Annotated in this window: 12 protein-coding genes; 4 read left to right on the top strand and 8 right to left on the bottom strand. The window is 57.8% G+C overall.

Annotated features, from left to right (window positions below; all coding sequences use genetic code 11):
* Positions 1-61 precede the first annotated feature (61 nt).
* Positions 62-673, top strand: coding sequence for a PAP/fibrillin family protein (locus tag H6F75_RS06320; protein WP_190750315.1), 612 nt, complete (start codon positions 62-64; stop codon positions 671-673).
* A gap of 197 nt (positions 674-870) precedes the next feature.
* On the opposite strand, the gene H6F75_RS06315 is transcribed toward H6F75_RS06320, so the two are convergent.
* Positions 871-1,608, bottom strand: coding sequence for a PHP domain-containing protein (locus H6F75_RS06315; RefSeq protein WP_190750313.1), 738 nt, complete (start codon positions 1,606-1,608; stop codon positions 871-873).
* Between the two features lie 278 nt (positions 1,609-1,886).
* On the opposite strand from H6F75_RS06315, the gene H6F75_RS06310 reads away from it, so the two are divergent.
* Together H6F75_RS06310 and H6F75_RS06305 are read left to right on the top strand one after the other, a co-directional pair.
* Positions 1,887-2,630, top strand: coding sequence for a hypothetical protein (locus tag H6F75_RS06310; protein WP_190750311.1), 744 nt, complete (start codon positions 1,887-1,889; stop codon positions 2,628-2,630).
* Positions 2,631-2,719: 89 nt separating this feature from the next.
* Positions 2,720-3,274 carry a pentapeptide repeat-containing protein gene (locus tag H6F75_RS06305; protein WP_190750309.1) on the top strand — a complete coding sequence of 185 codons (555 nt, stop codon included), beginning with the start codon at positions 2,720-2,722 and terminating at the stop codon, positions 3,272-3,274.
* A 119-nt stretch (positions 3,275-3,393) separates the two neighbouring features.
* On the opposite strand, the gene H6F75_RS06300 is transcribed toward H6F75_RS06305, so the two are convergent.
* The 7 genes from H6F75_RS06300 to H6F75_RS06270 all read right to left on the bottom strand — a co-directional run bounded on the left by H6F75_RS06300 (position 3,394) and on the right by H6F75_RS06270 (position 14,740).
* Positions 3,394-4,014 carry a precorrin-8X methylmutase gene (locus H6F75_RS06300; RefSeq protein WP_190750307.1) on the bottom strand — a complete coding sequence of 207 codons (621 nt, stop codon included), beginning with the start codon at positions 4,012-4,014 and terminating at the stop codon, positions 3,394-3,396.
* A gap of 181 nt (positions 4,015-4,195) precedes the next feature.
* Positions 4,196-5,254: a low-specificity L-threonine aldolase gene (gene ltaE, locus H6F75_RS06295; RefSeq protein WP_190750305.1), complete on the bottom strand. Its 1,059-nt coding sequence runs from the start codon at positions 5,252-5,254 to the stop codon at positions 4,196-4,198.
* Positions 5,255-5,851: 597 nt separating this feature from the next.
* Positions 5,852-6,406, bottom strand: a complete 555-nt coding sequence (locus H6F75_RS06290) for a DUF3124 domain-containing protein (RefSeq protein ID WP_190750303.1) — start codon at positions 6,404-6,406, stop codon at positions 5,852-5,854.
* 66 nt (positions 6,407-6,472) lie between these two features.
* Positions 6,473-7,108: a LysE family translocator gene (locus tag H6F75_RS06285; RefSeq protein WP_190750301.1), complete on the bottom strand. Its 636-nt coding sequence runs from the start codon at positions 7,106-7,108 to the stop codon at positions 6,473-6,475.
* A gap of 62 nt (positions 7,109-7,170) precedes the next feature.
* The gene (locus H6F75_RS06280; protein ID WP_347710616.1) at positions 7,171-8,163 is read right to left on the bottom strand and encodes a YihY/virulence factor BrkB family protein; all 993 of its coding nucleotides are present in this window, start codon (positions 8,161-8,163) and stop codon (positions 7,171-7,173) included.
* 25 nt (positions 8,164-8,188) lie between these two features.
* Positions 8,189-13,492, bottom strand: coding sequence for a PAS domain S-box protein (locus tag H6F75_RS06275; RefSeq protein WP_190750297.1), 5,304 nt, complete (start codon positions 13,490-13,492; stop codon positions 8,189-8,191).
* A gap of 648 nt (positions 13,493-14,140) precedes the next feature.
* Positions 14,141-14,740, bottom strand: a complete 600-nt coding sequence (locus H6F75_RS06270; protein WP_190750295.1) for a DUF3611 family protein — start codon at positions 14,738-14,740, stop codon at positions 14,141-14,143.
* 310 nt (positions 14,741-15,050) lie between these two features.
* Here H6F75_RS06270 and H6F75_RS06265 point away from each other — a divergent pair, with 310 nt between their 5' ends.
* The gene (locus H6F75_RS06265; protein WP_190750293.1) at positions 15,051-17,777 is read left to right on the top strand and encodes a glucosidase; all 2,727 of its coding nucleotides are present in this window, start codon (positions 15,051-15,053) and stop codon (positions 17,775-17,777) included.
* The last annotated feature ends 78 nt before the right edge of the window (positions 17,778-17,855 follow it).

The raw sequence follows: 17,855 nt of genomic DNA, 5'->3' as shown, positions 1-17,855 counted from the left end.
CCGGGTATCCTAAGATTCTCAGCCTACATAGGCTCCCCACTCCCCTCATTTTCCTGCTGCAATGACTCCTCTTCAGACTCGCCGCCATCAGCTTAAAACTCAGCTGCTCCAGAGCATTGACGCTTTAGAAATCGAAGATGCTATTTTGCCTGTAGAGCATCCTGCCATCGACCAAATCATCTGCGAACTGGAAGCCCTGAACCCCATTGACCAGCCCCTACGGCCTGAGCACTGGCCCATGCTGCTGGGCTCCTGGGCCCTGGTCTATGCCTCGCGGGGCACGGTAGTCACGCGGCGGATAGGGCGGCAGTTTCCTTTGCCGGTAAGCATTCAGCGCGTGTGGCAACGGCTGACCGACTCCGAGGGCAGCGGGGCTGGCATTGCCACCGAAAATGGCGCTGTGCTGTCCCTACCCTTCTTTGGCGAACTCACCGCCACGGCCCAGGGCATTTGGAAGCCCTACGAAGAAGGCGAAAGCGCCCGCGTTAGCTTTGGGGCCTTCACGGTGCAGGCCACTCGTCTGTTGGGGATTGCTGGACTGCACCTGCCCCAAATTACCGTGCCGGTGCTCGAATTCCTTCGCCAAGAGGCGCTGTGGATCACGTCCTATCTGGATGAAGATCTACGGTTTGGGCGCGGTGCTACAGGCAACTTGTTCGTGTTTCGGCGGTAGTTGGCGATCGCCCAGGGCGCATTCCTCAGGCTATGACCTGCTCAGCTTTCGCCGCGCTGCGATCGACTACCTGTTCCCCGATCGTGGTGCGGGCAGGCCTTTTAGGTAGTTTGCTGCACCAGGACGTAACGGGCTGCTTGCCGCTCAATGTTACGCTCGATTGCATATTTGAGCACAGCGTAGTTGCCCCTAGCTACCTACAGTCGCCGCAGCAGATTTGGCCCATGGGTGTCAGTGCCGCAGGTCGTCAGCAGGCCGTGGTCTTGGGCCAATTGCTCAATGGTGGGCGTGTGGCGGGGGCAGGGAGCCCAGTGTTCAGGGTTGGCATAGGCGTAGTAGGTTTCGACCCCGTCAATGCCGAGGGCCGCCGCGATGGGCACCAGAGTTTTAGCGGAGGTGCGGTAGCGGGCGGGGTGAGCCAGCACGGCAATGCCCCCTGCCGCTTGAATTGCTGCGATGACAGCAACCGCGAGCTTGGCCTCGCCTCGGGGCGCGTAACCCCGCAGGTAGGGCTCGATCGCATCGTGGCCGGGCGCAAAGCCATAGCCCAAAATGTGCACCTCGGTTTCAACCAGAATAGCGGTGATTTCTACACCGGTAAATAGCCGCGGCACAGCCCCACCCTTGCCGCGCTGGCGGCTGCGGAGGGAAGTAGGGTGGCGCCACTGCCAATCTTCCAGCCAGGCTTTGGCCTGCTGGTAACCCTTAACGGTGTGGTGGTCAGTGATAGCAAAGGCGCTGAGGCCAATATCGACCACCTGCTCCATGAGGCCAGCGGGGGTGAGCTTGCCGTCGGAGCAAGCGGTGTGCATGTGAAAGTTGTAGGTATAGGGGCAGCTGGTTGCATCTACAGCGGCGAAAATTTTTCTCAGCGTTTCCGCGTCCCCGTTGCGGGGGCGCTGGCTAAAGGTGCTGAGACTAGGAGTGGCAACCATGAATCGTGGGGAGGAGTGCTGCGTTTTACCAAAGGTTCTTTATTAAATATATAACTTTGCCCCGTTGACGGAGGAAATTTTTGTGCTTTGGATACTGTTATTCGGATAGATTTTTGGTCTAGATTTGGTATGCCAGAGGGGTGGCAATGCCCAAACTATTGCCTTGAGTTCCTATTTAGACTAACGAAAATAGCGGTTTTAAAGTGTTCGTCGCTTACCGATCGCAGAGATCCTGTGGGAAAATTTTGCCTATTGCTCCGGTTTTCAGTTATTCACCCATGGTCAGCGATTTGCAGCACGAACGGGAACCGAATCGGAACGAGCCTCCGTTCCAGCCAGGTTCCAACGATGCCTCTAGCTTTGATCAGCAGGTTTACCAGGCTGCCTATTGGCAGCAGGCCCCTGCTAGCGGCGCTGACCCCGTGGTGCGGGCTACACAGTATTTAGGCCTGCTGCGCGACCTGTCGGTCGAACCCCGCTGGATTGCTCTGGCCCACGTAGCCGACCCCCCGGGGGAAGCCCTAAGCTGGATTGGTCAGCACATTCACCGGGTAAACCAGCAGCTCAACGTCATTTTGCGCGACCTGCTGGAGTGTTTTGAGACGGTCTCATCCCCCGACATGCAAATCTTTGCGGCCCCGATCGCGCCCCAGGCCGGGGTAGATGGGTTTTGCTGTGATGGGCCGAGCCCAATAGAGAGCAATTTTCCAAACGGGACGCTTCGTGTTGGTCAAAGACCGGCCCTGATGGGCGATCGCTCTGCCCCCATTACGCTGATGGTTGATGCGGGCCGCATTGTGCCCGCTGACTGGCCGGGGCTGGTGGCCCATGAGCTAGCCCACGCTATAGCGAGAATTCCAGGGCACGGGGCCGAGTTTGGTCGGGCGATCGCCCATCTGTGCCTGGCCCAAGATCTGCCGATGCCGTCGCCCCAGCTCGATGCAGAGGCGCTGCGCTACTGGCCCCCCTGTCGCCACAACCCTCAGCCCGAGCTGTTTTGGTTGGGGCGATCGGCTTTTTAGCCAGGTCGCTTAGCCGCTCCGGTTGCCCCCTATGTATCCCATTGAATGGGAGAATAACCAAGACCCGCCTTACAGGATTGTTGCTGACTATGAAACGCCTACTGGCCATGCTGGCCCTTGCCCTCATGCTCTGGAGCCTGAGCTTTGCCCCCGCCGAAGCCGCCATTCCCGACGATGTGCAAAAGCTGCTCGAAACCAAAAAGTGCCAGGTGTGCATTCTCAATGAGGCCGAGCTCAGCAACGCCGATCTAACTGGGGCCAACCTCAAAATTGCGGTGCTCACTAGGGCCAATTTGGCCGGAGCTGACCTGGGGAAAGCTAACCTCATGCTCAGCGATATGGAAGGGGCCAACCTCAGCGGTGCTAACCTAGCCGGGGCTCAAATGAACGGCGCTAACTTGCCCGATGCAAATCTCTCTGGGGCTGACCTCTCCAACGTGGAGATGACCCAGGCCAACCTCACCGACGCCAACCTCACCGATGCCAATCTGAGTGGTGCAGTCATGCTCAGCGTCACCTTGGGGTCCGCCAATATGAAAGGAGCCAACCTCAAGGGCGCTAATCTACGCGGTGTCAACCGCAGCATGGTGCGGTTTTGCAATACCACCATGCCCGATGGCGCGATCGAGAACCGCGACTGTTAAATGGTGGCTTTAGGCAAGGGTAGGTGGGGTATAGGGTTTAAGGCCGAAGGTACAGGGTTAAAGGGAATAGCCTTTATACCCTGTACCCTGCACCTTGCACCCGAAATCTGCTGCACTCCCTAGGGACTCTCTTTGCCATAGGCCTGCCAGGCTAGGTCAACCAGGCCGTTGACGATCGCAGCGGCCACCACAGCGCTGCCTTTGCGACCGTTAATGCTGACGTGGGGCACCATGGTGTCTTGCAGGCGGGCTTTGAGCACGGCGGTTTCGATGAACCCGGCGGGGGTGGCTACTACTAAGGCTGGGCGCACCTTTTCGGCGTCGATTAGGTCTACCAGGGTAGACAGGGCCGCCTCAGAAGCTCCGATCACAAAGACACCTTCGGGGTAGCGCTGGGCCAGGGTTTCTACCCCCCATGAGGCTTGACTTTTGCCCTTCTGAGGGCGGGTCAAAGCATCCATGCTGCAATAGACCGGGTTGGCAAACGTGTTCTGAATGCAGGGGGTAATGCCCACCTGCACCATGGGCACATCGACAATGATGGTGGTGCGGGCTGCTAGGGCTGCGGCCCCCGACTGCAGCGCTTGGTCAGAGAAATGAATGAGATCTTTGAAGGCAAAGTCGGCGGTGGCATAGATTACCCGGCGCACAATTTCGTATTCCGACGGCGAGAAGCTGTGGTCGCCAATTTCGGAGTCAATCACACGCAGGCTTTGGGCATCGGTCACATGCCATTCCATAGGGGGCCGGTTAAGAGGGGTGGGTCAGTTTGCTGGGCTAAGTTTAGCCAGGTCTGGGGTGTAGCGCAACCAGCAGCGCGATCGCTGCAGCTGGATCCCTTAAGGCTTAGCGTCCCGAAGGTGGTTGCGGACCACGCTCCTTAAACCCTACACCCTTGCCGCGATTGTCCTGCTGCTGGGGTCAATGCCGGGTCAGAATGGTGCGCATGGCCGCTATCAGCCGCTCGACCTGGGGTAGCTCAATCCAGTAGTGGGTGACGGCCCGCAGGCGGCGATCGCCATACCCGCCGATATGCAGCCCGTACTCAACCTTCAGCGCTTTGATCAGGGTCTCTGGAGAAATAGCTACCTCCTCGGCTAGGTCAAAAAACACCATATTGGTTTCGACCACCGCTGAGTCAATGTCAATGCCTGGAATTGTGGCTAACCCCTGGGCCAGAGCCTGGGCATTGTCGTGATCGGTCTGCAATCGCTGAGTCATGGTTTTGAGGGCAATGATGCCCGCTGCGGCTAGCCCACCGGCCTGGCGCATGCCGCCGCCCAGCAGCTTGCGGTGGCGGCGGGCCTGGTGAATAAACGCCTCGCTGCCCACCAGCAGGGAGCCCACCGGAGCGCACAGCCCCTTGCTGAGGCACACGCTCACCGAATCGACATGGGCGGTGATGTCGGTCGGCTCGACCCCAAGGGCAGTGACGGCATTAAACAGCCGCGCTCCATCTAAATGCACCTTGAGATGATGCGTTTGGGCCAGGGTGCCGATCGCCGCGAAGTAGTCGGGCGCGATCGCCGCGCCATTGTTGCCGCCAGAGCTGTTTTCGAGCAGCACCAAACGGCTGTGGGGCAGGTGTGGATTATCCACTCGAATTGCCGCTTTGATCTGATCGATCGCCATGCGCCCCCGGCTGTCGGTGGGCAGTGGGCGAGTGGTGATGCCGCCCAGCACGGCGATGCCCCCGGCCTCCCAGCAGAAGGTGTGGGCGTCTTCGCCGAGGATGGCTTCGTCGCCGCGCTGGGCGTGGGTGAGGGCGGCGATTAGGTTGCCTTGGGTGCCGCTGGTGACAAATAGCCCCGCCTCTTTGCCCAGCAGGTTGGCGGCCAGGGCCTCTAGCTCGTTGACGGTGGGGTCTTCGCCGTAGACGTCATCCCCTAGCTCGGCGGTGGCCATGGCCTCGACCATGGTGGGGGTGGGCCAAGTGACGGTGTCGGAGCGGAAGTCGGTGGCGGGGTGGATGGTGGACATGGGAAGTGGGAGGGTGAGGGGGTGGGGAGTAGAGGGTGGGAGGGTAGGTGAGTTAGGGGATATGGGGAAGGGGGGCGATCGCTGGATTGATTTCCGGTTTCTGACACGTCGTGAGCTACAAGCCGGTGAAGTCCAAATTAGGACAGCCTAAACTGCTAAGACTTGGGCCTATCTGACGTTTTTCCGCTCTTCTATTTTCGTTCTTTTGCTATCTCTGGCTTCGCCATTGCATGTCATATCAAAATGATGTCACAGCGAAGCAGGGCAATCGTAGGCTACCTCCAGATGATGTTCTGTCATGTCAAGTCGGTGACATAGCGATGTAGAGCGATCGCATCCTATAACCAAGTGCTGTTTCTCTATATCCAGGCCATGACATAGCAATGCGGAGCGATCGCATCGTATAACCAAGGGCTGCTTTGCTATACCCAGGGGTTGTTTTAGGATTGCAGGGCGATCGTATTCTATAACCAGGTGCTGCATCGCTATATCCAGGCCATGACATAGCGATGCGGCGGCGAGCTACGGCAAGACATGAGCGGGTGATGGCGTTGTCGGCCAGGGTTGGGCTAGGCCATCTCGACGCCGCTGTTTGTCCTAGGGTTGCAGTTCTTCGATCACGCGGGCGGGGCTGACGAAGGAAAGGCCCTGCTGAGAGGCGGTGCTGATCATCACTGCTTCGATGACGGGGGCGCTGACGGGGGCGACGGATTGCCAGGTGACGATGAAGTTGGCCCCTACCCCGCCGGCGACGTTGGTGCGGTCGACAACGACTTCGGTGGAGGCCAAGGGGCCGAGCTGAATGGGCGCATCGAGGTAGGTGACGACGCGATCGCCCCCCGAGTTGTAGTAATCCAGCGTGGTGAGAATGATGGGCTGGCGGCGATCGCTGTTGCGCAAGCTCAGAGTCACCGTCAGCTGAAAGGTGCGATCGGCCTCGGAATCAAAAATCTCGGAATACACCGGCACGTAGAGGGTTTGCCCCTGCACCGCAGCAGCTGGGGCTGCGGCTAAAACGGTGACGCCGGGGCGGTCGCCAAACCGTTCTTGGGCAGGGACAGTGGCTACCGGGCTAGTCGCTGGCGCTTGGGTGGCACAGGCCGACAGCATGGCCAGGCTCAAACCAACCAGCACTACTCTAAAGCTCACCATTGAATCTTTTCCCCTGATTAGTTCACCCAACACACGCACCAACAGCATCGTTGATTGCTCAAGCTGCTAGTTCTGATCGGCAATCGCCACATACGCGCCCAGACCAATCATGGTGCAGCCCGATGTGATGCGCTGACCGCGTCTAAAGCTGCCGCTCGCCCGCATTTTTTGCCCAATCGGCCCGGCAAAAGACGCGACAAAAACATCCACCGCCAGATTCAAAAAGTCTGTAATCAAACCCAGCACCAAAAACTGAGTAAAAACACTGCCGCTTTCAACATTGATAAACTGCGGAATAAAGGCCAAGAAAAACAGCGCCGTCTTCGGGTTGAGCACCTCAGTAATCACGCCCTGATAAAACGCGCTGCCGCGACGAGTTGGCGGCACGGCGGCGTCAGCCTTGACGAGTAGCCTGTCTCGACTCAATAGAGTTTTTAGCCCCAAATAAATCAGGTAAGCCGCCCCGGCGTATTTCACCAGAGCGAACGCCATAGCCGAAGTCATCAACAGGCTAGAAATGCCGACGGCGGCGGCGAAAACATGCACCAGCCCGCCGACAAACAGGCCCAGGGCTGACGAAATGCCCTCAGATTTGCCGCCGTTGAGACTGCGAGCCAGCGTGTAAAGAATGCCCGGCCCTGGCGTAATGCTGAGGATAAAAGCGGCGGTAAAAAACAGACCAAGCGTTGCTAAATCGGGCATATCAGTCTCCGTTAGGCTAAGTCTTTCTAGTATCGATGGCGGTGGCCCAGTCGGCTGTGTTTCTATTCCCCAAACCGCGCAGCTCGCCGTTTGGTGCCAAACAGATGGGCATACACAAACGAAAACTCGCAGCCCGCAAAGAAAATTTGGCAGGCCAAAAAGATCCACAGCATCAAAATCATCACGCTGCCGATCACGCCGTAGGAGACGAAGCGGCTGCCCAGGCTAATGACGCTGTTGCTGACCAGCCACTGCAAGGCCGCCAACAGCAGGGTGGTGAGCAGGGCACCGGGCCAAATGTCGCGCCAGGAGAGTTTGATTGAGGGCAGAATGCGGAATAGCCCAGCGATCGCAAAACCGAGCGCCAAAAACGACCAGCCCGCCTCTAGGCTTTTGCTCAAAATCACTTCGTCAATCGTGAGCAGATCAAAGGTGGCCTGAAACGTATTCACCAGAGTGAGAATGATCTTGATGACAATTTGCGACAGCAGCGAGGCCAGCAGCAGCAGCGCTGTGGCCAGTACCAGCACAAAGGCCGACAGTTTGTTAACAATAAAAAACAGCGCCATGCGGGCCGGCGACCCAGCTTCGCTGACGCGGCTAGGGGTTTCCCAGATTTTGTTCACCGATCGCTTCAAAATTGCAAAGATAGTGCTGGCGGCAAACAGCAGAATGCCAAAGCCAATCAGCCCTGCCCCGACGCTGTTTTCGTTGAGGGCGATGATGGTGTCTTTAATCAGGTCGTGCACTTCGGGAGGCAAGTAGCGCACAATGATTTCCTGAATGGCGGTGAAAGCTTCCGAATCAGGGCCAACCAGCGCCCCCACCACGCCGAGAATCACCAACAGCAGCGGAAACAGCGAAAACAGCGCGTAGTATGACAGCGCCGCCGCCATGCCGGGGACGTTGTCGCGATCCCACTTCAGCCAAGTTTGAATGAGGAGCTGGGCGGGTTTGGAGGGCAGCACCTGGGTACGCAGGTAGGGCAGCAGGCGCGATCGCACGTATTGCAGCATGGTTGGTGGGGCAAAGAAACCGAGGGTATTATCGCCCACCCCCAGAGCCGGTGCGGAAGCGACGCTAGCATTCTTTCGGTTGAGGTTTCACTAGCGTGGCGATCGCGCTCACCAGCAGGTCTGGTTCAATGGGTTTGGCCAGATGCAGCTGAAAGCCAGCGTCTAGGGCATGCTGCTGATTGATCTCTCCCGCATAGGCCGTCAGGGCGATCGCAGGAATATTGCCACCCTGGTCATGGCGTCTTTTGCGGATCTGCTGAATCAGCGCGTAGCCATTCATTTCTGGCATGCCGATGTCGCACAGCAACAGGTCGGGCACAGCCTGATTGAGTCGACCGAGGGCCTGCATAGCTGAGGCGGCAACGGTTACCTCAGCCCCCGCCTGGGTGAGGACGAAGGACGCCAGCTCTCGCATGTCGACCTCGTCGTCTACCACCAAGACCCGTAGCCCAGTTAAGTCGGTCGCTTTTTTTAGGGGCTCAGCGGCAGACCGTTGATCCGGCTTTGCTAGGTTGAGGGGGAGCAGTACGGTGAAGGTCGCGCCCAGGTTTTGGCCTGGGCTGTCGGCCCAAACCATCCCGCCGTGCAGTTCGGTGAGCTGACGCACGATCGCCAGGCCCAAGCCCAGGCCGCCAAACTGGCGGGTGGTGGTGCCGTCTTCTTGGCGGAAATAATCAAACACGTGGGGCAAAAATTCTGCATGAATGCCTTTGCCGGTATCTCTCACCTGAATTTGAGCATAGGCGTCAACCTGCTCCAGGGTGATGACGACTTGCCCACCCGCTGGGGTGAATTTAACCGCATTGGAGAGCAGGTTCCAAACCACCTGCTGGAGCCGATTGGTGTCGCCCAAAACCTGGCCCGCGATCGCATGCAGCGTGGTTTGAATATGAATCCGTTTGGCTTCAGCCGCTAGTCGCACGGTTTCAGCGGCCGCTTCAATGGTCGCGACTAAACTCACGGGGGCAATATTCAAGGTCATCTTGCCCTGCAAAATGCGGGAAACATCTAGCAAGTCTTCGATCAGCTGAGCCTGGAGTTTGGCGTTGCGCTCAATGGTTTCTAAGGCTTGCTCCGTTTTGGTCGTATCCAGTTGCCGGCTGCGCAAGATTCTGGCCCAGCCCAAAATCGGGTTCAGGGGCGATCGCAACTCATGGGACAGCACGGCCAGGAATTCATCTTTGATGCGGTTGGCGGTTTGTGCTTTGGTTCGATCGCGCTGGGCGGCCTGGTAGAGCTGAGCATTTTCGATCGCTAGGGAAGCCCGGTGCGCCAATTCTTCGGCGAGCTGCAGATCTGCGGTGGTGTAGCGGCGGCCCGACTCAGCCGAGATAAACGAGATCACGCCCATAACGCGGTCTTGGGTGCGCAGCGGCACCGTCATCACTGAGCTAAAGCCAACCTGCCGCAAAATCTCTAAGTGCTCAGGGTCTTTAGCGGCATGGACCAACAGCTCATCGGGAATTTCAGGCACAAGGTCTGATTGGCCGGTGCGCAGGGTCAGGGCCGCGCCGCGCTCTGACTCCGGATCTAAGGGATACTTATCTCGGATCTGATGAGCCCATTCCAGCTTGGCTGGGTCAACGTGCGCTACGGCAATTTGGTCAATGGCACCATTCTCCTCCACGATGTGGACGGTACACCAGTCGGCCAGTTTCGGGACGGTGAGCTGAGCAACTTTCTCTAGGGTGGTTTGGTAGTCGAGAGATGATGCCAGCACGGCGCTCGACTCAGCCAAATACTGCTGAGCACGCTCTAGCTTGACGCGCTCTGTGACATCGATAACATAGGCCAAAAGCCCCTCTACCCGCTGATGGGAGTCAACCGTTGGTAGATAGTAAACGTCGTAATAGCCGGGGCGGCGATCCTCATGGCCAGGGGCATTGAGGGGCAGGTTGGGCGAGATAAACGGCTCACCCGTGGCATAAATCTGGCGAATAACGTCGACGATCGCGGGGTCAGAGGCACCAAATAGATCTGCAACCGACTTACCCAGGTGATGGTCACGGGGTAGCCCATTGATCTCAGCCATAGCGGCGTTGATGGCGATAAACCGCTGCTCATCGTCTAATAGCGCGAGGCCAATTGGGGAGGTGTCAACGAGGGTGGCCAACTGCTGTTGGGCGGCTTCGGCCTGGGCTCGGGCCACGCGTTCCCGGCCGAGCAACTGTTCGCGCTCCTGCTCGGCGCGCTTGCGTTCGTCTTCGACGCGCTTGCGTTCGGTGACATCCAGCACCAGAGACAAGATTGAGGTCATCCGTCCCGATTCGTCTCTCAGACTGGAGTTGTACCATTCGCTGTGAACAACGGCGCCATCTTTGGTGTAGTTGCGGTTGGATGAAAAGATGTGGGACTCCTCACCGTAAATCAACCGGCGACAGGCTTCGGTAACGGGTTCTAAGTCGTCTTCATAGACAAGCGGGATCTCGGCTAACGTTTTGCCCAGCATTTCTTCTGCTTGCCAACCCAAGATGCGCTCTGCGCCCGCTGACCACCGAGTCACGCGAAAGTCGCAATCCCACTCGATCACCGCCATCGGCGTGTTTTCAACGTGGAAGTTGAGCTTTTGCAGCGCTTGATGCAGGGCCTCTTCGGCTTGCTTGCGCTCGGTAATATCGATGACAGCCCCGATAGACTGCCTGGGCTGGCCCTGAGCGTCGTAGGAAAACTGCCCTCTGGCCTCGACCCAGCGAATCGCCCCATCTGGCCAGCGCAGTCGATATTCCTGATGATACTCAGTGCGTTCCTGAATCGCCTGCTGGAGCTTTGCTTGAACAGCTGACAGGTCATCGGGATGGATGCGGCTGGCCCACATCTCGTAGCTCGGAACGCATTCATAGGGCTCGAAACCCAGGATGGTGAAATGCCCCGCCGACCAGCGGCTGATATTGGTTTGCATGTCCCATTCCCAGGTGCCCATGCGGCCAATGTTGAGGGCGAGCTGTAGCCGCGCTTCGCTTTCGCGCAGTTCCGCCTCTGCCCGCGATCGCTCTACGGCCAGCCAGGTTTTGCTAGCGATGCGCTCTAGCAGGGCCACGTCGTCGGCTGTCCAAGCGCGAGGGGCCGCATGGTGTAGCACCAGTAGGGCCACAAACCGCCCGCGCTTCACCAGCGGTACGCAGAGCAGCGATTGGGTCTCAATAGCGGCAAAGGCCGCCGCTCCGGCCCCAGCGGTGCGAGGGTCGCAATTGACATCGTTGACCACAATGGTTTTGCCCTGCTTTAGCTCGGCAATGATCTCAGCTCCAAACGAATCCATGTGGTGTTTACCCACAACGCTGATGACGCCGTCGCAGTAATCGCGATCGACGATCACATGTTCTTGCACCGCGTCAATTTCACCGTAGGCACAGCGTGTGACGTTGAAATGTTTGCCGGTGGCGTTGACGACCTGCCAGACAATTTCCTCTGAGTCTTGCAGGGTGCGAGCGGCATCGTTGAGTTCAATCAAAAACTGCTGCTGCTGTTCTTTGCGCTGGAGTTCTGCGAGTAGGGTCTCGCGATTGGCTTCGATGTGCTTGCGATCGGTAATGTTGAGCGAAACCCCGGCCATGCGGACGGCTTGTCCAGATTCGTTGAGGTAAACTTGCCCCTGACCCTTGAGCCAGCGCACCTGACCGTCGGGGGTGACCACGCGATATTCTTGGGCAAAAGTCTGGTTCCCTCCTAGGGCATCTACGGTCGCTTGCCGCAGCAGCGGCCGATCGTCTGGATGAATGAAGGCCCGAAACTCGTCTGCGGTGCCCACCTGCATGCCCCAAATTTCTTCAGCGTTGGGAGAACACACGACCTGCTCTGTTTCTAAGTCCACATCCCAGGCGACCATTTGGGCCGATGAGAGGGCCAAATGTAAGCGCTCTTCGGCCTGCCGCAGGTTCGCCTCAATCTGCTTGAGGCGGGTCACATCTTGAAACATGACAATGCCGATCGCCCCGTGCCCATACATGGCGGGCAAGGTTTCTCCCCAGCAGAGGGTGGCCCGAACGCCGCCGGGGGTATGCCAGTTCATCTCAACGTTCTGTAACCGCTCCCCCCGGGCAATGAGCACGGCGGGCATTTGGTCGGTGGCAACGCGATCGCCTTGGGCATTGGTGCAGTAATAGGCGTCGGCATATTCCTCTAATGATTTGTTTTTAGGCAAATCACCCCCGGCTAGCTCATTGGCAATTCGGTTGGCAAAAATGACTTTTGCGGTTTCTGGGTCAATAAAAGTGGTTGGCGTCGGCATTAAATCGAGAACGGCTTCTAACCATTTCTGCTGGTTTTCAAGATGTTCAGCCTGCTGCCTGAGAAGCTTTTCCGTTTGCTGGCGTTCGGTGATGTCTTGAAACACCACAGCGGCTGCCAAAATTTGCCCTTGCCTGTCCAAAATTGGGGCAGCATTCACGGTAATCACGGTTCGCTGACCGTCTTCCTGGCGCAGCTCCATCTCCTCGCCGGTAATGACTTCGCCAGTTCTCAGCGATCGCGGTAGGGGATATTCATGGGGCTCATACTTTTGCCCATCGGGGCGAAACGCGTCAAAGGGCGTGAGGGGTACATAGGCTTCTAGTTCATAGGACTGCTCGTAGCTATATCCCAACGTTTGTTTCGCTTGCTCATTGGCCAGCACTAATCTATTAGACCCGGCCTCGGCAATCAGCACGCCTGCTGGCATCTGCCGTAGCACCGCTTCAAACTGGGCATGTTCTGTTTCCAACTCACGGAGCAGTCGCTCGCGCTCTACATCGGCCTGCTTGCGTTCGGTCACATCTCGAAAATAAACCGTAACTCCCTCAGCGGCAGGATAGGCTTTGACCTCCAGGCAGCGTTGCAGAGGCTCGCTAAATTCTTCCCAGGCCACTGGAATTTGCTCGGCGATCGCCTGGTGCATGGCCACGTAGGCCACCCCACCCACTAGCTCAGGGAAAACGTCGTTCCAAACATGTCTACCGATCAGGTCTTCAGGGGCTTTGTGGAGAATTTGGGCTGCCGCCTGGTTGACGTAGGTGTAGTGCCAGTGGCGATCAAAGGCCACAAACGCATCGGTGATGCTTTCTAAAATAGCGACGACTTTGTGCTCTGTCGCCCGATCGACTTGGCTGGGCGTATGGGCCAACCGCGCCTCTAACGCCTGGTTTTGCCGCTGTAGCCCAAGCAGTTGGTTTCGCAGCTGAGCGATTTGAGCATTGGCTTCATGGTCGCGGGCAGCAGGCTCCGCCTCTAAGCTGCGGGCAAACTGTTCGATCACTTCAGAGCGAGAGATACCCCGTTGTTGCGCTGCTTGATCGAGCGATCGCCAAGCCGTTTGGGTTAGAGATAAGCTGAATCGATGTTTGGTCTCTCGCTCCCAGTTGTTCACAAACTTTCCGCTCGGATCGCGTTTCATAGAGGATGGAGCCGTATGCGTAAACGGTTAAATCTATTCAACTCGACTCCGTTGTGAATATAAATCATCCTTTAGATAGACGTTTTAACTCAAGTGAAGCCCATGCCAAGATTGTGCTGCCGCCTTTAAACCACATTTCCGCCCCCAAAAGATGTCCCATTGCTCTACGACAGCTTGGCAGACATAGAGTGCACCATCAAAATCCTCCACGCCGACCCTAATGACTGGAGCGACCCCATCCCCACCGAGACCCCCAACCAGTGGATGGTGTCATGACCAAAATCCCGCTCATCCAGTAAGCCTTATCTCTTAAAGGAGCTGGGTCTCTTTGCTTCCCGTTGGCGAAGCGTTCCGCAGGAGAGGGTGGGCGACAAAACTTGGATGTACCCGGTAGCACCACCCTTGCCATTGGGGTTATGCGAACCAAAATTAAGCCACAGGCCTCGCAACTTGCCATACTGAGCAGCCAGTTTAACAATTTGAGGCCGCGGTAAAGCTTACTGACCTCGCAGTAAAGCATACTGGCACAGCAGTAAAGCATACTGGCACAGCAGTGTAGCGTTGCAGGCCCAAAGTACAGTTCTGGGGTAGGCCAGCTAGCCATCTTCAGCCCCCGCATTGATACCTTGCTGGTTAAGCCAAGAAACCTTAGGTGAACAAATCTGGGGAGTTGCGGTGGCGGCCCACCTGGTAGATCAGCAGCAGGGCGATGATCACGCCGACTAAACCAGCGGCGATCGCACTCACCATCGCCTGAATCGCAATCATGCTGGAAGGGGTAATCAGCCCGCCGGGCACCGCCGCTGCGCCAGGGGTAACCACCGTTGCCCCCTGGGGAATGGTCAGCATTTTGATGCTCAGCAGGGTCACTCGCCAGAGGGCCAGCAGTACGCCGATCGACATCAGCACCAGGTTGCTCAGCAGCCCCAGCTTGAGGTTGCGCTTGACCGTCGACTTGGCCGGGCGCAGATCAGGGTTGTCGAGCCGCCGCGCCATGTGAATGTAGCGGAAGCACCAGTAGATGCTAAACAGCAAAATCGCCAGACCCAGTACCGCCAGCCACAATCCCCAGGACGATCGCACATCGCGCCACTGAGGGTTGACCACAATGCGACCAATCACTACCAGCAGCGGAATCACCCCCAAAAGCGACTGGAGAACCAACCCCACCCAGCCGAGGGTGCGGCAATAGCGAGCAATTTGAGTAGGGCTAGGGCTAGCGGGCTGAGCGCGGAGGAAGTCGAACATGGGGGAGGGTGGGAAGTGGGGAGGGTGAGGAAGATAGGGGAGGTGGGGTGAGGAAAGAGTTTTTAGTTTTGAGTGTTGAGTTCTAAGTTGAGGGACTGCACTCAAAACTAAAAATTCAAAACTCAACACTTTCCGCCCCTACCCCAACTCCTGACTCCCCATAATCACCGCCGACCATAGGAATTTCATAGGAAGTTTCGAGAAGATAGCGGCTAGCCTGCTCCCTTTGGGCTTGAGTCTTTCTGAGATTTCTTAGGCGCCGCTAGGGATCGGGCAAAAAACAGCTACTTTCATCAGGCAGGACAGCACCGTGAGCGCAGAATCCAATCGCCTAGCAGAAATTCGTGCCCAAATTGCCCCGTGGCAAAAATGGGGGCCTTACCTGAGCGAGCGCCAGTGGGGCACCGTACGCGAAGACTACAGCACCGACGGCAACGCCTGGGATTATTTCCCCCACGACCAGGCGCGATCGCGAGCCTACCGCTGGGGTGAAGACGGCCTCGGCGGCATTACCGACGACCATAACCTGCTGTGCTTTGCTCTGGCATTGTGGAATGGCCAGGACCCTATTCTCAAAGAGCGGCTGTTTGGCCTGACCAACAGTCAGGGCAACCACGGCGAGGACGTGAAGGAGTACTACTTCTACCTCGACAGCACGCCGACCCACTCCTACATGAAGTATCTCTACAAGTACCCCCAGGCGGCGTATCCCTACGAAGATTTGGTCAATACCAACGCCGGTCGCAATCGCTACGAGCTGGAGTACGAGCTGCTGGATACGGGCATTTTTGACAGCGATCGCTACTTCGACGTGTTTGTGGAATACGCCAAGGCCGACGCCGAAGACGTGCTGATTCAGATCAGCGTGGCCAACCGGGGACCGGAGGCGGCCCCGCTGCACCTGCTGCCCACCCTGTGGTTTCGCAACACCTGGTCGTGGAAAGAGACTGGCGAAAAGCCACTGCTCAGGGCCTTGGGCAATGGAGCTGTGCAGGCTACCATCACCAACCCGCTGCTGACGCCATTGATGACCGACTACTACTTCTATTGCGATGCTGGGGTGCCGCTGCTGTTTACTGAAAACGAAACCAACGCGGAGCGGGTGTTTGGCACCCTCAATCCCAGCCCCTACGTCAAAGACGGCGTCAATAACTATGTCGTGGATGGCAAAACCGATCTGGTCAACCCCGATGGAGTGGGCACCAAAGTTTCGCCCCATTACCAGCTCACGATTGGGGCGGGCGAAACAGTGGTGGTCAAACTGCGCCTAACCAAGAGCACCCCCGCCGAGGTGGGCGACCCCTTTGGCCTCTACTTTGACGATCAGTTTGCGGTGCGGCTGCGCGAGGCCGATGAGTTTTACGCCACGGTGATTCCGCCAGCGGTGCTGGCTGACGGCGATCGCGCCAATGTCATGCGCCAGGCCCTGGCCGGCATGATGTGGACTAAGCAGTACTTCTACTACGACCTCGACCTGTGGCTGCGGGAGCGCCACGTCACCCCCTGGACGCCCGTGATCGACAAGCGCCACGTGCGCAACAGCGAGTGGTTCCACATGATGAATGACGACATCGTATCGATGCCCGACAAGTGGGAATACCCCTGGTACGCCGCCTGGGATTTGGCCTTTCACGTCATTCCCATCAGCCTGATTGACCCCGACTTTGCCAAGTCGCAGCTGATGCTGATGCTGCGCGAAGACTACCTGCACCCCAACGGCCAAATTCCGGCTTACGAGTGGAACTTTGGAGATGTCAACCCGCCCGTGCACGCCTTTGCCACCTGGGAGATCTACGTGCGCGATCGCGAGCGCAACAACGGCCAGGGCGACCTGGAGTTTCTCAAATACGCCTTCTCGAAGCTATTGATCAACTTCACCTGGTGGGTCAACCGCAAGGACGAGGGCGGCAACAACCTGTTTGAGGGCGGCTTCCTGGGCCTCGACAACATTGGGGTGTTTGACCGCAGCTCGCCGCTGCCCACCGGGGGCAGGCTGGAGCAGGCCGACGGCACTGCCTGGATGGTGTTCTTTAGCCAGCGCATGTTCCAAATTGCCATTGAGCTGGCCCTCCACGACCACCTCTACGAAGACCTGGCGATCAAGTTCTTTGAGCACACCATGTGGATTGCCGGAGCCATGGACCGCATCGGCGTTCACCAAGACGAGCTGTGGGATGAAGAGGACGGCTTTTTCTACGATGTGCTGCGGCTACCCGACGGCAACTCGACTCGGCTGAAGGTGCGATCGCTGGTCGGGTTACTCTCGCTGATGGCCGTCGCTGTCTTCCCCCGCGAGGCCTTTACCGAGCTGCCCCGACTGCGGGAGCGGGTCGAGAAGTTTATCAATCGCCACCCCGAGCTAGTGGGCAACGTGCACCTGCCCATTAAGCAGGGCTATAACCACCGTTTGATGCTGTCGATTCTCAATGAAGACAAGCTGCGCAAGGTGCTCACTCGCATGCTCGACGAGGGCGAGTTTTTGAGCGACTACGGCATTCGCTCCTTGTCGCGCTTCCACCACGACAACCCGTACATCTTTCACCACGCTGGGCAGGAGTACAAAGTCGGCTACGTGCCCGGCGACTCCACCTCGGGCATGTTTGGCGGCAACTCCAACTGGCGTGGCCCGATCTGGATGCCCGTCAACCTGCTGCTGATTCGGGCGCTCTTGCAGCTCTACAGCTACTATGGCGACGACTTCAAGATGGAGTACCCCACCGGCTCGGGCGACGAAAAGACCCTGTTTGAAATCACCCAGTGCATCAGCGAGCGCCTGGTCAGCATCTTTACCAAAGACGAAAACGGTCGTCGTCCCGTCTATGGCGGCGCCGAAAAGTTCCAGACCGACCCCCACTGGCAAGACCTAATTTTGTTTTACGAGTACTTCCATGGCGACGACGGCTCGGGCATTGGGGCCAGCCACCAGACCGGCTGGACGGGCTGCATCGCCCGCATCATTCAGGCCCTGGGCTACTTCACGCCTGACACCGTGCTTGAGACCATCAGCCCTGGGGAGCTGGTCAAATACTCTGTATAGCCCCCAGCGAAATGTCATTGACTTAATGTTCAACCGACTGGGGCAAACCCTGTGGGAAAATAGGCCCCCTAACCTTTC

It is taken from the genome of Nodosilinea sp. FACHB-131 (assembly GCF_014695395.1).
Classification (GTDB): domain Bacteria; phylum Cyanobacteriota; class Cyanobacteriia; order Phormidesmidales; family Phormidesmidaceae; genus Nodosilinea.
The sequence above is the reverse complement of the archived record's forward strand: the minus strand, read 5'-3'. Positions and strand labels throughout refer to the sequence as shown.